Annotated in this window: 20 protein-coding genes; 18 read left to right on the plus strand and 2 right to left on the minus strand. The window is 71.4% G+C overall.

The genetic code is table 11. The features are described from left to right. Positions 1 to 7: 7 nt before the first annotated feature. The 4 genes from prmC to ACMCNN_RS04480 all read left to right on the plus strand — a co-directional run bounded on the left by prmC (position 8) and on the right by ACMCNN_RS04480 (position 3,230). Complete coding sequence (gene prmC / locus ACMCNN_RS04465; RefSeq protein ID WP_412744903.1) at positions 8 to 910, plus strand: peptide chain release factor N(5)-glutamine methyltransferase; 903 nt, start codon at positions 8 to 10, stop codon at positions 908 to 910. After that, positions 910 to 1,566 (plus strand): L-threonylcarbamoyladenylate synthase, encoded by a 657-nt coding sequence (locus ACMCNN_RS04470; RefSeq protein ID WP_412747051.1) that lies wholly within the window; start codon positions 910 to 912, stop codon positions 1,564 to 1,566. The genes prmC and ACMCNN_RS04470 overlap by 1 nt, the downstream gene beginning before the upstream one ends. Then, positions 1,563 to 2,531, plus strand: a complete 969-nt coding sequence (locus ACMCNN_RS04475; protein ID WP_412744904.1) for an L-threonylcarbamoyladenylate synthase — start codon at positions 1,563 to 1,565, stop codon at positions 2,529 to 2,531. Before ACMCNN_RS04470 ends, ACMCNN_RS04475 begins: the two co-directional genes overlap by 4 nt. Before the next feature lie 72 nt (positions 2,532 to 2,603). After that, positions 2,604 to 3,230, plus strand: coding sequence for a phosphotyrosine protein phosphatase (locus tag ACMCNN_RS04480; RefSeq protein WP_412747052.1), 627 nt, complete (start codon positions 2,604 to 2,606; stop codon positions 3,228 to 3,230). Here ACMCNN_RS04480 and ACMCNN_RS04485 read toward each other — a convergent pair. After that, entirely contained in the window at positions 3,227 to 4,825 is a 1,599-nt protein-coding gene (locus ACMCNN_RS04485) for an SDR family oxidoreductase (RefSeq protein ID WP_412747053.1), read from the minus strand. The two genes, ACMCNN_RS04480 and ACMCNN_RS04485, sit on opposite strands and share 4 nt — an antisense overlap. 134 nt (positions 4,826 to 4,959) lie before the next feature. On the opposite strand from ACMCNN_RS04485, the gene glyA reads away from it, so the two are divergent. The 13 genes from glyA to ACMCNN_RS04550 all read left to right on the plus strand — a co-directional run bounded on the left by glyA (position 4,960) and on the right by ACMCNN_RS04550 (position 15,989). After that, positions 4,960 to 6,273 carry a serine hydroxymethyltransferase gene (gene glyA / locus ACMCNN_RS04490; protein ID WP_412744905.1) on the plus strand — a complete coding sequence of 438 codons (1,314 nt, stop codon included), beginning with the start codon at positions 4,960 to 4,962 and terminating at the stop codon, positions 6,271 to 6,273. A gap of 68 nt (positions 6,274 to 6,341) precedes the next feature. Further along, positions 6,342 to 6,743: a hypothetical protein gene (locus ACMCNN_RS04495; RefSeq protein WP_412747054.1), complete on the plus strand. Its 402-nt coding sequence runs from the start codon at positions 6,342 to 6,344 to the stop codon at positions 6,741 to 6,743. 279 nt (positions 6,744 to 7,022) lie between these two features. After that, positions 7,023 to 7,184: an AtpZ/AtpI family protein gene (locus tag ACMCNN_RS04500; protein ID WP_412744906.1), complete on the plus strand. Its 162-nt coding sequence runs from the start codon at positions 7,023 to 7,025 to the stop codon at positions 7,182 to 7,184. 15 nt (positions 7,185 to 7,199) lie between these two features. Continuing rightward, a complete protein-coding gene (gene atpB, locus ACMCNN_RS04505) occupies positions 7,200 to 7,991 on the plus strand; it encodes a F0F1 ATP synthase subunit A (protein WP_412744907.1) in 792 nt (263 codons plus the stop codon). Positions 7,992 to 8,060: 69 nt separating this feature from the next. After that, complete coding sequence (locus tag ACMCNN_RS04510) at positions 8,061 to 8,297, plus strand: F0F1 ATP synthase subunit C (protein ID WP_412737180.1); 237 nt, start codon at positions 8,061 to 8,063, stop codon at positions 8,295 to 8,297. 28 nt (positions 8,298 to 8,325) lie between these two features. After that, on the plus strand, positions 8,326 to 8,874 hold the full coding sequence (locus ACMCNN_RS04515) for a F0F1 ATP synthase subunit B (protein WP_412747055.1): 549 nt from the start codon (positions 8,326 to 8,328) through the stop codon (positions 8,872 to 8,874). Then, positions 8,871 to 9,692, plus strand: a complete 822-nt coding sequence (locus tag ACMCNN_RS04520) for a F0F1 ATP synthase subunit delta (RefSeq protein WP_412747056.1) — start codon at positions 8,871 to 8,873, stop codon at positions 9,690 to 9,692. The genes ACMCNN_RS04515 and ACMCNN_RS04520 overlap by 4 nt, the downstream gene beginning before the upstream one ends. 88 nt (positions 9,693 to 9,780) lie before the next feature. Then, on the plus strand, positions 9,781 to 11,427 hold the full coding sequence (gene atpA, locus ACMCNN_RS04525) for a F0F1 ATP synthase subunit alpha (protein ID WP_412744908.1): 1,647 nt from the start codon (positions 9,781 to 9,783) through the stop codon (positions 11,425 to 11,427). Positions 11,428 to 11,430: 3 nt separating this feature from the next. Further along, positions 11,431 to 12,360: a F0F1 ATP synthase subunit gamma gene (locus ACMCNN_RS04530; RefSeq protein WP_412744909.1), complete on the plus strand. Its 930-nt coding sequence runs from the start codon at positions 11,431 to 11,433 to the stop codon at positions 12,358 to 12,360. Beyond that, positions 12,360 to 13,802 carry a F0F1 ATP synthase subunit beta gene (gene atpD, locus ACMCNN_RS04535; RefSeq protein WP_412744910.1) on the plus strand — a complete coding sequence of 481 codons (1,443 nt, stop codon included), beginning with the start codon at positions 12,360 to 12,362 and terminating at the stop codon, positions 13,800 to 13,802. The genes ACMCNN_RS04530 and atpD overlap by 1 nt, the downstream gene beginning before the upstream one ends. A gap of 191 nt (positions 13,803 to 13,993) precedes the next feature. After that, a complete protein-coding gene (locus tag ACMCNN_RS04540) occupies positions 13,994 to 15,145 on the plus strand; it encodes an LCP family protein (RefSeq protein WP_412744911.1) in 1,152 nt (383 codons plus the stop codon). Between the two features lie 96 nt (positions 15,146 to 15,241). Then, the gene (locus tag ACMCNN_RS04545) at positions 15,242 to 15,523 is read left to right on the plus strand and encodes a F0F1 ATP synthase subunit epsilon (protein WP_412744912.1); all 282 of its coding nucleotides are present in this window, start codon (positions 15,242 to 15,244) and stop codon (positions 15,521 to 15,523) included. Positions 15,524 to 15,530: 7 nt separating this feature from the next. Next, entirely contained in the window at positions 15,531 to 15,989 is a 459-nt protein-coding gene (locus tag ACMCNN_RS04550; protein ID WP_412744913.1) for a DUF2550 domain-containing protein, read from the plus strand. A 45-nt stretch (positions 15,990 to 16,034) separates the two neighbouring features. Here ACMCNN_RS04550 and ACMCNN_RS04555 read toward each other — a convergent pair whose 3' ends face one another. Beyond that, positions 16,035 to 16,610, minus strand: a complete 576-nt coding sequence (locus ACMCNN_RS04555; RefSeq protein WP_412744914.1) for a cob(I)yrinic acid a,c-diamide adenosyltransferase — start codon at positions 16,608 to 16,610, stop codon at positions 16,035 to 16,037. Positions 16,611 to 16,688: 78 nt separating this feature from the next. Here ACMCNN_RS04555 and murA point away from each other — a divergent pair, with 78 nt between their 5' ends. Next, positions 16,689 to 17,975, plus strand: a complete 1,287-nt coding sequence (murA, locus tag ACMCNN_RS04560) for a UDP-N-acetylglucosamine 1-carboxyvinyltransferase (protein WP_412744915.1) — start codon at positions 16,689 to 16,691, stop codon at positions 17,973 to 17,975. Positions 17,976 to 17,977: the final 2 nt, after the last annotated feature.

Genomic DNA, 17,977 nt, shown 5'->3' on the forward strand with positions numbered 1-17,977 from the left:
TTATGCCGTGACGCCCGCCCACGAACACCCCTCGGTCGCGACAGAACGGGTGCGGCTCGTTCCGGCCCTGGCCGCGGCCAGCGCGGAACTGGCCGCCGCGGGCGTGGAATCGCCCCGGGTCGATGCCGAACTGTTGGCCGCGCACGTGCTCGGCGTCGGCCGGGGCCGCCTGGTCCTGATCGACACCGTCCGCGCCGACGAGCTGGCCCGTTTCGGGGAACTGGTGGCCCGGCGAGCCCGGCGGGTGCCGTTGCAGCACCTGCTCGGCACGGCCGCGTTCCGGCATCTGGACCTGGCCGTGGGCCCCGGCGTGTTCGTACCCCGGCCGGAGACGGAGCTGCTGGCCGGCTGGGGGATCGACCGGACCGCGCCCGGGGCGGTCGTGGTGGACCTGTGCAGCGGCACGGGCGCGATCGCCCTGTCGGTGGCGGACGAGGCGCGGCCCGGGCGGGTGCTGGCGGTGGAGCGGTCGCCGGAGGCGCTGGCGTACCTGCGGCGCAACGCGGCGGGACTCCCTCGGGTCGAGGTGGTGGAGGCGGATGTCACCGATCCGGGGCTGCTGGCGGAGCTGAGCGGGACCGTGGACGTGGTGCTGTGCAACCCGCCGTACGTTCCGCTCGGCACTGCCGTGCCGCCCGAGGTGGCCGAGCACGACCCGCAGGAGGCGGTGTTCGGCGGCGCCGACGGGCTGACCGTGATCCGCCCGGTGGTGGCGCTGGCCGCGCGGCTGCTGCGGCCCGGCGGGGCGCTCGGTATCGAGCACGACGACGTCCACGGCGACGCGGTGCCCGCGCTGCTGCGCGCGGACGGCCGGTTCGCCGCGGTCACGGCCCACCGCGACCTGGCAGGTCGGCCACGTTTCACCACGGCGGAGCGCGGCACGGGCGACGTGGCAGACTGCTCCCCGTGATGCTCTACGACTGCCGCACGGTCGCCGAACGCGACCGGGGGGTCACCGCGGCCATCGAGGCGGCCCGCAGCGGCGAACTGGTCGTGCTGCCCACCGACACCGTGTACGGCATCGGCGCGGACGCGTTCACCTCGCACGCGATCTCGGCGCTGCACACCGCCCGCCACGCGGAACGGCGGGTCCCCCCGCCCGTACTGGTCGGCTCCCGGCACACCCTCGAAGGCCTGGTCTACTCGGTGCCCAAGGCGGCGCGGGAGCTGGCGGACGCGTTCTGGCCGGGCGCCCTGACCATCCTGGTGGAACACTCGCCCAGCCTGCAGTGGGACCTGGGCGACACCGGCGGGGTGGTCGGCGTACGGATGCCGCTGCACCCGGTGGCGCTGGAGGTGCTGCGCGAGGTGGGTCCGATGGCGGTGACCACGGCGAACCGGGTCGGCGGCCCGGCGCCACGGACCGCGCAGGAGGCCCGCGAGCAGCTGGAGTACGCCGTACGGATCTATCTGGAGGCAGGCCCGGCGCACGACCCGGCGCCGAGCACGATCGTCGACGTCACCGGTGACGTGCCGCGGGTGCTGCGCGAGGGTGCGGTGCCGTTCGCCAAGCTGCGCGACGTCGTGCCGGACATCCTGCCGGCGGAGGCACCGGGGCCCGCATGATCGTCGCACCGGACGACGCCGGGATCCGGCGCGCCGTGCAGCTGCTGCGCGCGGGTTCCGTGGTCGCCTTCCCCACCGAGACCGTGTACGGGCTCGGCGCGGACGCCACCTCGGCCGACGCGGTCGCCGAGATCTACCGGCTCAAGCGGCGGCCCTCCTGGAACCCGCTGATCGTGCACGTCGCCGACGTGGCCCGGGCCCGCACGCTGGCCCGACGCTGGCCCGCGGTGGCGGACGAGCTGGCCGCCCGGTTCTGGCCGGGGCCGCTGACCGTGGTGGTGGAGCGGGCCGCCGGGCTGCCCGGCGACCTGGACACAGTCGCGCTGCGGATTCCCGCCCACCCGGTGGCGCTGCGCCTGTTGCGGGAGTCCGGGCTGGCCCTGGCCGCGCCGAGCGCGAACCGGTCGGAGAGCATCTCGCCGACAACGGCCCAGCACGTGCTGGGCAGCCTGCCCGAGGTGCCGCTGGTGCTGGACGGCGGCCCGTCGGCCTGCGGCATCGAGTCCACGGTCGTCGACCTGACGGTGTCGCCGCCGCGGCTGCTGCGCCCCGGTGCCCTGGGTCTGCGGGCGCTGCGCGAGGTGACCGGGCCGCTGACCCTGCCCGTCTCCGTTGCGGCCCGGGATGGTTCCGGCGACGGGACGGTGGTGGCGGACGGGGTCGCCCGGCCGTCGCCCGGGATGAGCCGTCGCCACTACGCCCCGCGCGCCCGGCTGATCCTGGCCGAGGACGTGGACGCGGTGCCGCGCGGCGGGCTGGCCGGGCCGGTCGCGGTGCTCACGTACGAGGGGCGCGGTCCCGGCGACGAGGTCCTGTCGGCCGATCCCAGCGAGTACGCGACGGACCTGTACGCCGCGTTGCACCGCCTCGATGACGCGGCCGTCGGCACGATCCTGGTGCAGGCCCCGCCGGACACCGAGGACTGGCTGGCGATCCGGGACCGGCTGGGACGCGCCGCGGCCTAGGTGTCCGCAGGGCGGACGGCGGCCCGAGGTGTCCCCTGTGGCGAGACGCCGCATGGCAGACTTCTCGGCGTGATGCACCCGTTCACCGTGCTGCATGTCTGCATGGGCAACATCTGCCGGTCGCCGATGGCGGAACGGCTGCTGGCGCGCAGCGTCCGCGACCGGGTGGCCGTACCCGCCGCCGGGGTCCGATCGGCGGCCGACGATCCCGCCGCGCGGCTGGTGCGCAGCGTCAGCGCGGGCACGGGCGGCTGGCACGAGGGCGAGGGGATGAACCCGCCCGCCGCGCGCCAGGTCCGCGCCCGGGGCGGTCTCGACACCGGGTTCGCCGCCCGCAAGCTGCGCGGCGAGCACCTCGACGAGGCCGATCTGGTGCTGACCGCGACCGCGGATCAGGTGGACTACGTCGTGGCGCTGCGGCCCGACGCGGCCGGGCGGACGTTCGTGCTGGGGGAGTTCGGGCGGTTGCTGGCCGGGGTGGACCCGGCCGCCCTGCCCGCCGCGTCCGGCGAGCCCGACGCGGTGTACGCCCGCGGCGTCGCCATCGTCGAGGCCGCCCACGCCCAGCGCGGCGGCCGCCCGCCGCAGCCCACCGACGACCTGGACGACCCGTGGGGCCGTGGCGACCAGACGTTCGCCCGCATCGCCGACGAGATCGAGGACGCGGTAGTCCCGTTCGCCGCGCTGCTGTTGCCCTAGCCGACCGCCCCTTCGCGGGCGTGCAGCTGCTCGGCGCCGCGGGCGATGTTGCGGGCCATCCCGCTGAACACGATCCCGTGGAATGGCAGCACCCCCGCCCAATACGCGTGCCCGGCCAGCCCGCGCGGCAGGAACACGGCCCGCTGCCGGTAGACGCTGCGTGCCGGGTCCGCCGGATCCGGCGCAGCGGTCATCTCCAGCCAGGCCCGGCCCGGCACCTTGAGTTCGGCGCGCAGCCGCAGCAGCCGTCCGGGCTCGATCTCCTCGACCCGCCACCAGTCCAGCGCCTCGCCGACGCGCAGCCGGTGCCGGTCCCGCCGCCCCCGGTGCAGACCCACGCCGCCCGCCAGCCGGTCCAGCCAGCCCCGCACCGACCAGGCCAGCGGGAACGAGTACCAGCCGTGTTCGCCGCCGACGCTCTCGATGACCTGCCACAGCGCGGCCACGGGGGCACGCACCGTCCGGCGGCGCAGGTCGACGTAGTTGTCCCCGCCGGACCACTCCGGGTCGCTGGGTATCGGTTCGGCCGCCGCGTCCCGGCCGGAGGCGCCCGACCACCGGGTCTCCACGTCCGCGTCCTTGATCTTCGTGAGGGCCAGCCGGACGGCCTCGTCGAAGCCGAGCACCTCGCCGGGCACGTACCCGGTGATGTCGTTCTCGTGGCCGACCGCCTCGTGGATCAGGCTGGCCACCAGGGGCCGGGCGATCGCGTTGGGCACCGGGGTGACCAGCCCGACCCAGTACGCGGACAGTGCCGGGGTGAGCACCCGCACCGGCACGATGATCCGGCGGTGCAGCCCCGCCACCCGCGCGTAGCGCCGCATCATCGCGGCGTACGTGAGCACGTCCGCGCCGCCGATGTCGAAGCCGCGGTTGACCTCGGCGGGCAGTTCCGCCGCCGCCACCAGGTAGCGCAGCACGTCGCGGACCGCGATGGGCTGGACCCGGTTGCGCACCCAGCGTGGGGTGACCATGACGGGCAGCCGCTCGGTCAGGTAGCGCAGCATCTCGAACGACGCGGAGCCGGAGCCGATGATCACCGCCGCGCGCAGCACCACCGTCGGCACCCCGCTGGCCAGGAGGATCTCGGCCACCTCGGCGCGCGAGCGGAGATGCGCGGACGCGGGACGGTCGCCCCCGACGCCGGATGTCGTGCTGGCGGAAGCCCTCCGTGCCGCCCGGCCGGGTGCTCCGTCGGCAGCAATGGCTCGGCCCGGCGGTTGGCCAGGTGTCGCGGCGGGGCTGGCCGCAACCTCATGCGGCTCGGGGCCGCCGAGATAGACGATGCGCCGCACCCCCGCCGCACGGGCCGCCGCCGCGAAGTTCGACGCCGCGTCGCGGTCCCGGCGCTCGAAGTCCCGGTGCCCCAGCGAGTGCACAAGGAAGTATGCGACGTCGACGTCCGCGAACGCGGCGGGCAGCGTTTCGGGCCGCGCCAGGTCGCCCCGGGCGATCTCCACCCCGCCCGCCCAGGGCGCGTCCCGCAGCCGCCGCGGGTCGCGCGCCAGGCACCGTACGGTGTGCCCGGCCGCCACCAGCCGCGGCGCGAGCCGCCCCCCGATGTATCCGGTGGCCCCGGTGACCAGACAGCGCATGTCCTCACTGTGCATGTCCGAGTGCACCGAGCGCAGCGAGGGCCGCGAGGACATGCCCGTTTGGCTCAGCATGCGGGGTCAACAGGCCATATGCTCGGTTCGCGGGGGCAGCGTCGCCGACGTAGGGGAGCGCCATGACAGCGGTTCTTGGTCGGGGCCGGGTCACCTTCTGGGGCCCGGACTTCGACGCGCTCGAACGCGAAGACCCCGAGATCGCCGAGGTGGTGGTCGGCGAGCTGGAGCGGTTGCGGGGCGGCCTGCAGCTCATCGCCAGCGAGAATCTGACCTCGCCCGCGGTGCTGGCGGTGCTCGGCTCCACGCTGACCAACAAGTACGCCGAGGGCTATCCGGGGCGCCGCTACTACGGCGGGTGCGCCGAGGTGGACCGGGCCGAGCAGCTCGGCATCGACCGCGCCAAGGACCTGTTCGGCGCCGCCCACGCGAATCTGCAACCCCACTCCGGCGCGTCGGCCAACCTGGCGGCGTTCGCGGCGCTCGTGCAGCCCGGCGACACCGTACTGGCGATGGGTCTGCCGCACGGCGGGCACCTGACGCACGGCAGCAAGGCGAACTTCAGCGGCAAGTGGTTCCAGACCGTCGGGTACTCGGTGCGCCCGGACACCGAGTTGATCGACTACGACGAGGTGCGGGACCTGGCCCGGGCACACCAGCCCAAGATGATCATCTGCGGGGCGACCGCGTACCCGCGGCTGATCGACTTCGCGGCGTTCCGGGAGATCGCCGACGAGGTGGGCGCCTACCTTCTGGTGGACGCCGCGCACTTCATCGGCCTGGTGGCCGGGCGGGCGGTGCCCTCGCCGGTGCCGTACGCCGACGTGGTGACCTGCACGACCCACAAGGTGCTGCGCGGGCCGCGGGGCGGCATGATTCTCTGCCGTGAGGAACTCGCCCCGCGCATCGACAAGGCGGTCTTCCCGTTCACCCAGGGCGGGCCGATGATGCACGCCATCGCCGCGAAGGCGGTCGCCCTGCGGGAGGCGGCACTGCCCGAATTCCAGATGTACGCCCGGCAGGTGGTCACCAACAGCCAGGCCCTGGCGGCCGGGCTGGCGGCCGAGGGCATGCGCCCGGTCTCCGGGGGCACCGACACTCATCTGGCCCTGGTCGACCTGCGGGATACCGGGGTGAGCGGGCGTGACGCCGAGGCGCGGTGCGAAATGGCCCGGATCACCCTGAACAAGAACGCGGTCCCGTACGATCCGGAGCCGCCGGCGGTGGCGTCCGGCATCCGGGTGGGCAGCCCGTGCGTGACCACCCAGGGCATGCGCGAGGGGCAGATGCGCCGGATCGCGGGCCTGATCGCGGCCGCGGTCGGCGCGGACCCGGCGACCTCGGGTGGCGCGGTGCGGCTGCGCGACCTGGGTGACGAGGTGACGGACCTGGTGTCGGAGTTCCCGGCGTACCCGGAGACAGGGGTGGAAGCGTGACCGAGGAGCAGATCCAGCTGGGGGTGCCCCGGCAGGGCGGCGACCCGGACGACACGCCGTTGCCGGATCTGCCGCCGCTGCCCGCCGATCCGCGGTGGAAGGTCGAGCACCTGCCGCTGCTGACCGCGATCTCGGTGGCCCTGCTGCTCTGCGCGGCCTCTGTCGGCTTCGTCGTGGGTGGTCCGGTGGTGGCGCTGGGCGCGGCGGCCGGGGTGGCGATCGTGACTGTCAGCTACACGCTGACGACCCTGGCCCTGGCCTGGGCGGACACGGTACGCCCCGCGCTGGTCCTGCCGGTCGGCCTGGGCGCGTACACGCTGAAGTACTCCCTGCTCGGCGTGATCCTGGCGGTTCTCGTCGGCTCGGGCTGGCGCGGCGGTGTCGCGCTGGGATGGGGGGTGGTGGCCGGGGTCGTGGTGTGGACGGCCGCGCAGGTGTGGTGGGTGCACAAGGTGGCCCCCCGGAAGTGATCTTCTGCACCGGGCGGCCGCTTGACGGGACGGCGATCCGGGGTCGATTCCCCGAATCGGTGATCCGGGCCGCGCGGAGTTGTCCAGTTCTGGCGCGAGGGGAGTACCGTGTCCCTCCAGTTGCGAGACCCCCAACGCCTGGACAACTGCGGTTGTGCGGGGGGTCCCGCTTAGCCTGGCCTGAGCGGCTGATAAGGTTCGGCCGTCATGACCGGTCAAGGCCCCAAACACGATCCCCGCGGTGACGACGGTCCACCCCCACCCGACTCGGGTATGGGGATGACGGCGCTCACCTATCTCATTGCGGGCATGTTGGTGTGGGGCGGGATCGGTTGGCTGGTCGACCACTGGGTCGGGACCAGGGGCATTTTCGCCGGCATCGGCTGTGTCGTTGGGATCGGCGGCGGTGTCTACCTCATCGTGCGCCGCCTGGGCGCCTGACAGGAAAGGGCTACGGTGATCGGTCAGTCGATGGTCCTCGCCGGGGAAGTTCCGTTCCCACCGAGTGTGGAGGACTTCTATCCGCCGAGCATCCTGCCGTGGGGACAGCACTCGGTCTGGTTCACGAAGATCACGTTCCTGGTCTGGCTCACCACCGCGCTGATCATCGTGTTCTTCCTGGTGTCCAACCGGAAGCCGAAGCTGGTCCCGACCAAGAAGCAGTGGCTCGCCGAGAGCGTGTACGGCTTCGTGCGGAACAACATCTCGGTCGACATGATCGGTCCGCGTGGGGTGAACTTCGCGCCGTACCTGACGACGCTGTTCTGCTTCATTCTGCTGAACAACTTCTGGGGCATCGTCCCCTTCGTTCAGATCTCCCCGAACTCGCACATCGCCTTCCCAGCGGTGCTCGCGGTGCTGAGCTACGTGATGTTCATCTGGGTGGGCATCCGGCACCACGGATTCGTGAAGTACTTCAAGACGGCTCTGATGCCGCCGGCGCCGTGGTTCATCCTGCCGCTGCTGATCCCGATCGAGTTCTTCTCGACCTTCCTGGTGCGCCCGTTCTCGCTGGCGGTCCGACTCTTCGCGAACATGTTCGCGGGTCACATGCTGCTGCTGGTGTTCACGCTCGGCGGCTTCGCGATGATCAATGCGAACGTCTGGTTCGCGCCGTTCTCCATCGTGTCGTGGGTGATGTCGATCGCCCTGACCTTCCTGGAGTTCCTGGTCATCGTGCTCCAGGCCTATGTGTTCACGGTGCTGACCGCGAGCTATGTGCAGGGCGCACTCGCCGACGAGCACTGAGCTGTATCCCGCAACATCCCGTTGTCGTCCCGCGTGAGAGTCACGCGAGATCTCAGGAGGAACTGAAAAATGGTTCTCGCCGAAGTTGTTGGTAGCACCGCGGCCATCGGTTACGGCCTCGCGGCCATCGGCCCCGGCATCGGTGTCGGCCTGGTGTTCTCGGCCTACATCCAGTCGACCGCCCGCCAGCCGGAGTCGTCGCGCCTGACCCTGCCGTACGTCTGGATCGGCTTCGCCGTCGTCGAGGCGCTGGCGCTGCTGGGTATCGCGTTCGGCTTCATCTGGGCCGGCAACCCCGTCGGCTGACCGCCGTCCTGACGGGAGGTGTCCATTGATCACTTCGTTGAAGGTGCTGGCTGAAGAGCCTGCGCACAACCCGATCATTCCGTTCTGGCAGGAAGTCGTCATCGGGACGATCGCGTTCGGACTGCTCTGCTTCGTACTGATGAAGTTCGTCTTCCCGCAGATGGAGAAGACCTTCGCGGCGCGGGTGGACGCGATCGAGGGCGGGATCAAGCGGGCCGAGGCCGCTCAGGCGGAGGCCAACGCGCTGCTCGAGCAGTACCGGGCGCAGCTCGGTGAGGCGCGCACGGAGGCCGCTCGCATCCGCGACGAGGCCCGGGCCGACGCCGAGGCGATCCGTCAGGACGTCCTCGCCAAGGCGCGGGAGGAGTCCGAGCGGATCATCGCGGCGGGCAACGAGCAGCTCGCGGCTCAGCGTGAATCCATCGTGCGGGACCTGCGCTCCGAGGTCGGCACGCTGGCGGTCGACCTGGCCGGCCGGATCGTGGGCGAGTCGCTCGCCGACGAGGCCCGGGCGCGCGGCACGGTGGACCGGTTCATCGCCGAGCTCGACGCGGCCGGCTCCGCGGGCGGGCGCTGATGTCGAGCGTGACCCGCGAGTCGTTCGCGGACGCGACCGACAAGCTCGCCGCCGCCTCGGCCACGGCCACGGCTGCGCAGCTCGCCTCGGTCGCCGACGAGATCCTGTCGGTGGCCCGGCTGCTGCGGGGCGAGCCCCGGCTGCGGCGGGCCCTGACGGACCCGTCGCGGTCGGCGGACGACCGGGCCGGGCTGCTGGGCTCGCTGCTCACGGGCAAGGTCGACGCCACCACGGCGGCCGTCCTCACCGCGCTGGTCCGGGGCCGCTGGTCGGCGCCGAACGAGCTGTGGGATGCCACGGAGCGCCTCGGCGTCGACGCGGTGCTCAGCTCCGCGCAGCGCGCGGACGAGCTGGCCGAGGTCGAGGACGAGCTGTTCCGTTTCGGGCAGGTCGTGGCGGCCAACCCCGCCCTGGCGGTCACTCTCGGTGACCCCGGTGCGCCGCTCGAACGCCGGGTTAAGCTGGTCCAGGACCTGCTCAAGGGCAAGGTCCGGGTGGCCACGGGCAAGCTGGTCGAGGTGGCCCTCGAAGGATTCGGCGGCCGCAGCTTCGAAGCGTCACTGAGCCGGCTGGTCGAGCTGACCGCGGCGAAGCGGGACCACGAGGTCGCGTACGTGACGGTGGCGAAGGTCCTCAGCGACGCCGAGGAGCAGCGACTGGCCAGCACCCTGTCCGACAAGTACGGCCGGCAGGTCTCGCTGAAGGTCGAGGTGGATCCGTCCGTCATCGGCGGTGTCAGCGTTCGGGTCGGCTCCGACCTCTACGACGGCACGATCCTGCGGCGGCTCAACGCGGCGCGGCAGGCGTTCGCTAAATAGTTCTTCCCGCATCGCGCGCCGGGGACGGCCGCGAGCACAGGCCCCTCGGCGGCGGTGACGTCCCGAGCACGAACAGAGAAGGCAGAGGATGGCCGAGCTGACCATCTCCTCGGACGAGATCCGGGGGGCGCTAGAGCGCTACGTCTCGTCCTACACGCCCGAGGTCTCCCGTGAGGAGGTCGGCATCGTTGCGGATGCGGGCGACGGCATCGCGCACGTCGAGGGCCTGCCCTCGACGATGGCGAACGAACTGCTCGAATTCTCCGACGGCACCCTGGGTGTCGCCCTGAACCTCGACGTCCGTGAGATCGGCGCCGTGGTCCTGGGTGACTTCGCGGGCATCGAGGAGGGGCAGCAGGTCAAGCGGACCGGGCGCGTCCTCTCCGTTCCGGTCGGTGACGCGTTCCTGGGCCGCGTCGTCGACGCGCTGGGCAACCCGATCGACGACCGCGGCGAGATCGCCAACGAGAGCTTCCGCGAGCTGGAGCTGCAGGCGCCGAACGTCATGGCCCGCCAGCCCGTGAAGGAGCCGATGCAGACCGGCATCAAGGCGATCGACGCCATGACGCCGATCGGCCGCGGCCAGCGCCAGCTGATCATCGGCGACCGCAAGACCGGCAAGACCACGGTCGCGCTCGACACGATCATCAACCAGCGCGCCAACTGGGAGTCCGGCGACCCGAAGAAGCAGGTCCGCTGCATCTACGTGGCGATCGGCCAGAAGGCCACCACCATCGCGTCCGTCAAGGGCACGCTGGAGGAGAACGGCGCGATGGAGTACACCACCATCGTCGCCGCCCCGGCCTCCGACCCGGCGGGCTTCAAGTACATCGCCCCGTACACCGGCTCGGCCATCGGCCAGCACTGGATGTACAACGGCAAGCACGTCCTCATCGTCTTCGACGACCTGACCAAGCAGGCCGAGGCGTACCGCGCGGTGTCGCTGCTGCTGCGCCGCCCGCCGGGCCGCGAGGCGTACCCGGGTGACGTCTTCTACCTGCACTCCCGGCTGCTGGAGCGCTGCGCGAAGCTCTCCGACGAGCTGGGCGCGGGCTCGATGACCGGTCTGCCGATCATCGAGACGAAGGCCAACGACATCTCGGCCTACATCCCGACCAACGTCATCTCCATCACCGACGGCCAGATCTTCCTGGAGTCGGACCTGTTCGCCTCGGGTGTGCGCCCGGCCATCAACGTCGGCACCTCGGTGTCCCGGGTCGGCGGTTCGGCGCAGGTCAAGAGCATGAAGCGGGTCTCCGGCCGGCTCCGCCTCGACCTGGCCCAGTTCCGTGAGCTGGAGGCGTTCTCCGCCTTCGCGTCCGACCTGGACAAGGCGTCGCGGGCCCAGCTGGAGAAGGGCGTACGCCTGGTCGAGCTGCTCAAGCAGCCGCAGTACTCGCCGTACTCGGTGACCGACCAGACGATCGTCATCTGGGCGGGCACCACCGGCCAGCTCGACGACATCCCGGTCGGCGACGTGCGGCGCTTCGAGGGCGAGCTGCTGCAGTGGCTCAAGCGGCACCGCAGCGACACGTACCAGGCGATCGAGTCCTCGAACAACCTCACCGACGACCAGGTCACGAGCCTGGAGTCCGGTGTGGCCGAGTTCAAGCCGCTGTTCAAGCAGGGCGACACGGGCCTGAAGCTGCACGAGGCTCCCGCCGAGGCGCTGGCCGAGGGCTCCGAGTCGCACGAGACCGTGACCCGCGAGGTCCGCGGCCAGGACGCGAGCTAAGCCATGGCCGGTCAGGTACAGGCCCTGAGGCGGCGCATCCGCACCGTCCGGTCGACCAAGAAGATCGCCAAGGCGCAGGAGCTGGTGGCGACCAGCCGCATCGCCCGGGCGCAGGAGCGGGTGGCGGCGGCCCGGCCGTACGCGGAGGCCATCACCGGCGTGCTCACGGCGCTGGCGTCCCACGCCAGCGTCGACAACCCGCTGCTCGTCCCGCGCGAGCGGGTGCGCCGGGCCGGTGTCCTGCTCGTCACGAGCGACCGCGGCCTGGCCGGCGCGTACAACGCCAACGCGATCCGTACGTGTGAGCAGCTGATCTCGCGGCTGCGCGCGGACAACAAGGACGTCGCGCTGTACGTGATCGGCCGCAAGGGTGTCGGCTACTACCGGTTCCGCAACCGGCCGATCGCGGCGAGCTGGACCGGCTTCTCGGAGCGACCGAGCTTCGAGGACGCCCGGCGCGTCGGCGAGTCCCTGCTGGAGGCGTTCGTCGCCGGCGCGGACGACGGCGACGAGCACCACGGGCCGGACGGCATCCAGGGCGTCGACGAGCTGCACATCGTCAGCACCCGGTTCCAGTCGCTCATGACCCAGACCGCGGAGCCGCACTTCCTCGCGCCGATGCACGTGGAGGACCGCGAGCGCGAGCCGGGGCACCGGGCGGCGTACGAGTTCGAGCCCGAGGCCGAGGAACTGCTCGACGCGCTGCTGCCGAAGTACCTCAACACGCGGATCTACGCGGCGTTGCTGGACTCGGCTGCCAGCGAGTCGGCCTCGCGGCGCCGGGCGATGAAAAGCGCGTCCGACAACGCGGACGACCTGCTCAAGCGGTACACGCGCGAGATGAACTCCGCGCGGCAGGCTGCGATCACCCAGGAAATCAGTGAGATTGTCGGCGGCGCCAACGCGCTGGCCGCGGCGGGAAGTGATGTGTGATGACTGCTGTAGCTGAGCCCACCAAGGCGGAGACGGGCGTCGGCCGCGTCGTCCGGGTCATCGGCCCGGTCGTCGACGCCGAGTTCCCGCGCGACGCCATGCCGGACATCTTCAACGCGCTGCACGTCGAGGTGACCCTCTCCGAGGGCACCAAGAAGCTGACCCTGGAGGTCGCCCAGCACCTGGGTGACAACGTGATCCGGGCGATCTCGATGCAGCCGACCGACGGCCTGATCCGTGGCGCCGAGGTGTCCGACACCGGTGCCCCGATCTCGGTGCCGGTCGGTGACGTGACCAAGGGCCACGTCTTCAACGCCCTCGGCGAGGTGCTCAACGCCGACCCGAAGACGCTGCAGGTCACCGAGCGCTGGCCGATCCACCGCAAGCCCCCGGCGTTCGCCGAGCTGGAGCCGAAGACCGAGATGCTGGAGACCGGCATCAAGGTGCTCGACCTGCTGGCGCCGTACGTGCGCGGTGGCAAGATCGGCCTGTTCGGCGGCGCGGGCGTGGGCAAGACGGTGCTCATCCAGGAGATGATCATCCGAGTGGCCCGCAACTTCGGCGGTACCTCTGTGTTCGCGGGCGTCGGTGAGCGCACCCGTGAGGGCAACGACCTCATCCTGGAGATGGGCGAGAGCAACGTTCTCGACAAGACCTCGCTGGTCTTCGGCCAGATGGACGAGCCGCCGGGCACCCGCCTGCGGGTCGCGCTGTCCGCCCTGACCATGGCGGAGTACTTCCGGGACGTCCAGAACCAGGAGGTGCTGCTCTTCATCGACAACATCTTCCGGTTCACCCAGGCCGGTTCCGAGGTGTCCACGCTGCTCGGCCGTATGCCGTCCGCGGTGGGTTACCAGCCGACCCTGGCCGACGAGATGGGCGAGCTGCAGGAGCGCATCACCTCCGTCCGCGGCAAGGCCATCACCTCGCTGCAGGCGATCTACGTGCCCGCCGACGACTACACCGACCCGGCGCCGGCCACCACGTTCGCCCACCTGGACGCGACCACCAACCTGGAGCGGTCCATCTCCGACAAGGGCATCTACCCGGCCGTGGACCCGCTGGCCTCCAGCTCGCGGATCCTGGCGCCGGAGTTCGTCGGTGCCGAGCACTACGCGGTCGCCCGTGAGGTGCAGCGGATCCTGCAGAAGTACAAGGACCTGCAGGACATCATCGCCATCCTCGGTATGGACGAGCTCAGCGAAGAGGACAAGGTCACGGTGCAGCGGGCCCGCCGCATCGAGCGCTTCCTGTCGCAGAACACGTACGCGGCCGAGCAGTTCACCGGCGTCGCCGGCTCGACGGTCCCGCTGAAGGAGACCATCGAGGCCTTCAAGAAGATCAGCGAGGGGGAGTACGACACCTTCCCCGAGCAGGCGTTCTTCATGTGCGGTGGCCTCGAGGACCTCGAGCGCAACGCGCACGAGCTGATGAAGGGCTGACATCCGGTATTCTCCGTGAGCCGCGCCGATCCGATCGGCGCGGCTCACGCGTTTCTCCCACCGCCCGTGGTGCGTTTGACCAGGGGCCGGGCGGGAACTCGGGGGCCAACGGCGGCACCCGTGATCGGTACTCTGGATGTCAGTCTTGCGCGGGCCTGCGACCATGTCGGGGGTCGCGGGGATCGATCGGCATGGTTGGGGATCGAGTGGCGAAGAGCGGTAAGCCGAAGAGCGGACGACGCGCACCGGTGTGGGCGCGTCTGTGCGCGATCTTCGGGTCCGTCCTGATGGTGGTCAGCGGCGGCCTGCTCGTGAGCGGCCAGGTGCTCTACGCCCGGTACGCCGGTGCCGTGCAGCAGAAGACGCTCTTCGGGGACCCGCCCGCCGGCGGGAAGCCACGGAAGGTCAGCGACATCAAGGGTCCGCTGAACATCCTGCTCGTGGGCATCGATCCGCGGGACGCGAACACCGCCCCGCTGTCCGACTCGATCATCGTGGTGCACGTGCCGCCGGGGCTCAAGGAGGCGTACCTCTTCTCCATCCCGCGTGACCTGCTGGTGGAGATCCCGCCGTTCCCGAAGACCGGCTTCAACGGCGGCACTTCCAAGATCAACGCCGCGATGTCGTACGGCAGTTCCGTCGGCAACGGCAAGCACGACGTCGCCCAGGGATTCGACCTGCTGGCCAAGACGGTCAGCCGGCTCACCGGCATCCAGAAGTTCGACGCCGGGGCGATCATCAACTTCGGCGGCTTCAAGAAGATCGTGGACGCCATGGGCGGCGTCACCATGACGATCGACCAGGACGTGAAGTCCGAGCACCTGCAGCCCGACGGCAAGCCCCGCCCGCGGCTGGCCAGCTGCGCGGACAACCACTGCGCCCACCCGTACTACGGCCCGCAGGCGCAGTACAAGAAGGGCACGTACCACCTGGAGGGCTGGCAGGCCCTCGACTACGTCCGTCAGCGGTACGGCCTGAAGAACAGCGACTACGACCGCCAGCGGCACCAGCAGCAGTTCATCAAGGCCATGGCGAAGCAGGCGCTCAGCGCGAACGTCGTCACGAACCCCGCCAAGCTGGACGCCATCCTGCGCGCCGCCGGTCAGTCGCTGATCTTCGACGGCCAGGGGCACAACGTCATCGACTGGGGCCTCGCACTGCACGGCATCAACTCGGAGAGCATGACGCTGGTCAAGCTGCCGGGCCACTCGGTCTTCAACGGCAAGGCGTACCAGGGCGAGGCGTTGGACCCGAGCGCCCAGGACTTCTTCGCCTCGGTCCGGGACGACACGATCACGTCGTTCATGGTCAACCATCCGGAATTCATCAACCGCACCTCCTGACTCGGAACGTGGCGGTCGCCACCCGGAGTTCTTCGGAGTCAACGCGGCGTTTAGAATTCACCCCATCGGTTCCAGCGGGCCCAACGAGGAGACAGCGTGGCCAACCAGCTGCACGTCCAGGTCGTCGCCGTCGAGGAGAAGATCTGGTCCGGCGAGGCGGAGATGCTCGTCGCCCGTACCACCGAGGGCGAGCTCGGGGTTCTGCCCGGTCACACCCCGCTGCTGGGCCAGCTGAAGGAGCCCTCCCAGGTCCGCGTCAAGCTCGCCGGTGGCGAGCAGCTGACGTACGACGTGGCCGGCGGCTTCCTGTCGGTCCGCGAGGACGGCGTGACCGTACTCGCCGAGAGCGCCACCGCCGCCCTCCCCGACGCGCGCTGAGCCCCGGATGCGGATTCTGGAATTCCTCGGAATCTGCGCCGTCACGCTGCTCGTCCTGCTCCTGGCCCTGTTCCTGCGCCGCCGCCTGCTGATGCGGGGCGGCGGCACCATCGCGTTGCAGGTCCGCGTCCACACGCTGGTCCCGGGTCGCGGCTGGTCCGCCGGGATCGGCCAGTTCGTGGGCGACGAGTTGCGCTTCCACCGCATGTTCAGCTTCGCGATCCGGCCGAAACGGGTGCTCAACCGCCGGGAGCTGACCGTGGACCGCCCCCGGCTCCCGGAGGGTGCCGAACGCCGTCCGATCCCCGGGCACTGGGTCGTGCTGAGCTGTGCGACACCCGGTGCCTGCGTGGAGATCGCCATGGCGGAGTCCACCGTGACGGGCTTCCTGTCATGGCTGGAGGCCGGCCCGCCCGGCAGCACCGCCCGGCGCCCGGCCGTCGCCCCCCGCCCCGCCGAACACTGAGCGGCCCGCCGGGGCGAGCCCCGAGCGGCCCGCCGGGGCGGGCACTCAGGCCTTGGCGCCGCCGGGGACCCACTTCACGTCGCCGTCCGGGTTCGCGCTGCGCGCGAGGATGAACAGCAGGTCGGACAGGCGGTTCAGGTACTTGGCGGGCAGCTCGCTGGTCCGGTCGCCCTCCGTGGCGATCAGGGCCCACGCCGAGCGCTCCGCGCGGCGGGCCACCGTACGGGCCACGTGCAGCAGGGCGGCTCCAGGGGTGCCGCCGGGCAGGATGAAGGAGTCGAGCGCGGGCAGCCGCTCGTTGTACTCGTCGCACCAGCCCTCAAGGCGGGTCACGTACGCCTCGGTGATCCGCAGCGGCGGGTACGGCGGGTCCTCGCTGATCGGGTTGCACAGGTCCGCACCGACGTCGAACAGGTCGTTCTGCACCGCGGTCAGCACCCGGCGGACGTCCTCGGCCAGCCCCCCGAGCGCCAGCGCGACCCCGAGGGCGGCGTTGCACTCGTCCGCGTCGGCGTACGCCGCGATCCGCGGAGCGGTCTTGTCGGCGACCTCGTTGTTGCCCAGGCGGGTCTGCCCGGCGTCGCCGGTGCGGGTATAGATGCGGGTCAGGTGGACGGCCATGGGCCCACCCTACGGGCCGGCGTCCCGGGTCACGCCGAAGGCCCCGCTGTGGGGCCCGGCGGGCCCGCAAGCCCTACCATGGCCCGCGTGGATGTGATCAGGGTCAAGGGCGGGGCGCGCCTCGCCGGGGACGTCACGGTCGACGGCGCGAAGAACTCCGCGCTCAAGCTCATGGCGGTCACCCTGCTGGCCGAGGGCCGCAGCGTGGTGGAGAACGTCCCGCGCATCACCGACATCGCGATCATGGGCGAGGTGCTGCGCCGGCTCGGCTGCCAGGTGGAGCTGGAGGGCGGGGTCGCCACGATCGACGTACCGGCCGTGCCGGGCTGCGAGGCGGACTACGACCTGGTGCGGCGGCTGCGCGCCTCGATCTGCGTACTCGGACCGCTGCTGGCCCGGCGCGGCGACGTCCGCGTCGCCCTGCCCGGCGGTGACATGATCGGTTCCCGCGGCCTGGACATGCATTTCTCCGGGCTGGCCCGGATGGGCGCGGAGATCTCCGGGGAGCACGGCTTCGTCATCGCCTCGGCGCCCGGCGGCCTGCGCGGCGCGAAGATCTGGCTCGACTTCCCCAGCGTGGGCGCGACGGAGAACCTGCTCATGGCCGCCGTGCTGGCCCGTGGCGCTACGGAGATCGACAACGCGGCCCGCGAGCCGGAGATCGTCGACATCTGCGAGATGCTCAACGCGATGGGCGCGCGCATCTCCGGCGCGGGCACCTCCACCCTGCAGATCGAGGGCGTGGACGCGCTGCGCCCGGTGCGGCACACCACGGTCGGCGACCGGATCGTCGGCGGCACGTGGGCGTTCGCGGCCGCGATGACCCGCGGGGACGTCACCGTGCACGGGGTGCGCCCGGAGTTCCTCGACATCGCGCTGGACAAGCTGGTCTCGGCGGGTGCGGTGGTCGATCCGGGGGAGAACAGCTTCCGGGTACGGATGGCCGACCGTCCCACGGCCGTGGACGTGGTGACCCTGCCGTTCCCCGGGTTCGCGACGGACCTGCTGCCCATGGCGCTGGGACTGGGCGCGGTGAGCCACGGCTCCTCGCTGATCACGGAGAACATCTTCGACGGCCGGTTCATGTTCGTGAACGAGATGGTGCGGCTTGGCGCCGACATCCGTACCGATGGCCATCACGCGGTGGTGCGGGGCCGGGAGCGGCTGTCCGGGGCGCCGGTGCAGGCCACGGACATCCGGGCCGGTGCGGGGCTGGTCATCGCCGGGCTGTGCGCGGAGGGCATGACAGAGGTGGGTGAGGTGCACCACATCGACCGCGGCTACCCCGACTTCGTGGCCGACCTCGCCAAGCTCGGGGTGGACGTGGAACGGGCCCAGGTCGCCGAGCCCCGGTACGGCTTCTGACC

Source organism: Krasilnikovia sp. MM14-A1004 (assembly GCF_047159485.1).
In the GTDB taxonomy this organism is placed as follows: domain Bacteria; phylum Actinomycetota; class Actinomycetes; order Mycobacteriales; family Micromonosporaceae; genus Actinoplanes.

Excerpts from the sequence above, each read along its gene's own strand:
- ACMCNN_RS04470 (WP_412747051.1), top strand. The coding sequence starts at position 910 with ATGCTCTACGACTGCCGCACGGTCGCCGAACGCGACCGGGGGGTCACC.
- ACMCNN_RS04475 (WP_412744904.1), top strand. The coding sequence starts at position 1,563 with ATGATCGTCGCACCGGACGACGCCGGGATCCGGCGCGCCGTGCAGCTG.
- ACMCNN_RS04480 (WP_412747052.1), top strand. The coding sequence starts at position 2,604 with ATGCACCCGTTCACCGTGCTGCATGTCTGCATGGGCAACATCTGCCGG.
- ACMCNN_RS04485 (WP_412747053.1), bottom strand. The coding sequence starts at position 4,825 with ATGCGCTGTCTGGTCACCGGGGCCACCGGATACATCGGGGGGCGGCTC.
- glyA (WP_412744905.1), top strand. The coding sequence starts at position 4,960 with ATGACAGCGGTTCTTGGTCGGGGCCGGGTCACCTTCTGGGGCCCGGAC.
- ACMCNN_RS04500 (WP_412744906.1), top strand. The coding sequence starts at position 7,023 with ATGACGGCGCTCACCTATCTCATTGCGGGCATGTTGGTGTGGGGCGGG.
- ACMCNN_RS04510 (WP_412737180.1), top strand. The coding sequence starts at position 8,061 with ATGGTTCTCGCCGAAGTTGTTGGTAGCACCGCGGCCATCGGTTACGGC.
- atpA (WP_412744908.1), top strand. The coding sequence starts at position 9,781 with ATGGCCGAGCTGACCATCTCCTCGGACGAGATCCGGGGGGCGCTAGAG.
- ACMCNN_RS04530 (WP_412744909.1), top strand. The coding sequence starts at position 11,431 with ATGGCCGGTCAGGTACAGGCCCTGAGGCGGCGCATCCGCACCGTCCGG.
- atpD (WP_412744910.1), top strand. The coding sequence starts at position 12,360 with ATGACTGCTGTAGCTGAGCCCACCAAGGCGGAGACGGGCGTCGGCCGC.
- ACMCNN_RS04540 (WP_412744911.1), top strand. The coding sequence starts at position 13,994 with ATGGTTGGGGATCGAGTGGCGAAGAGCGGTAAGCCGAAGAGCGGACGA.
- ACMCNN_RS04550 (WP_412744913.1), top strand. The coding sequence starts at position 15,531 with ATGCGGATTCTGGAATTCCTCGGAATCTGCGCCGTCACGCTGCTCGTC.
- ACMCNN_RS04555 (WP_412744914.1), bottom strand. The coding sequence starts at position 16,610 with ATGGCCGTCCACCTGACCCGCATCTATACCCGCACCGGCGACGCCGGG.
- murA (WP_412744915.1), top strand. The coding sequence starts at position 16,689 with ATGGCCCGCGTGGATGTGATCAGGGTCAAGGGCGGGGCGCGCCTCGCC.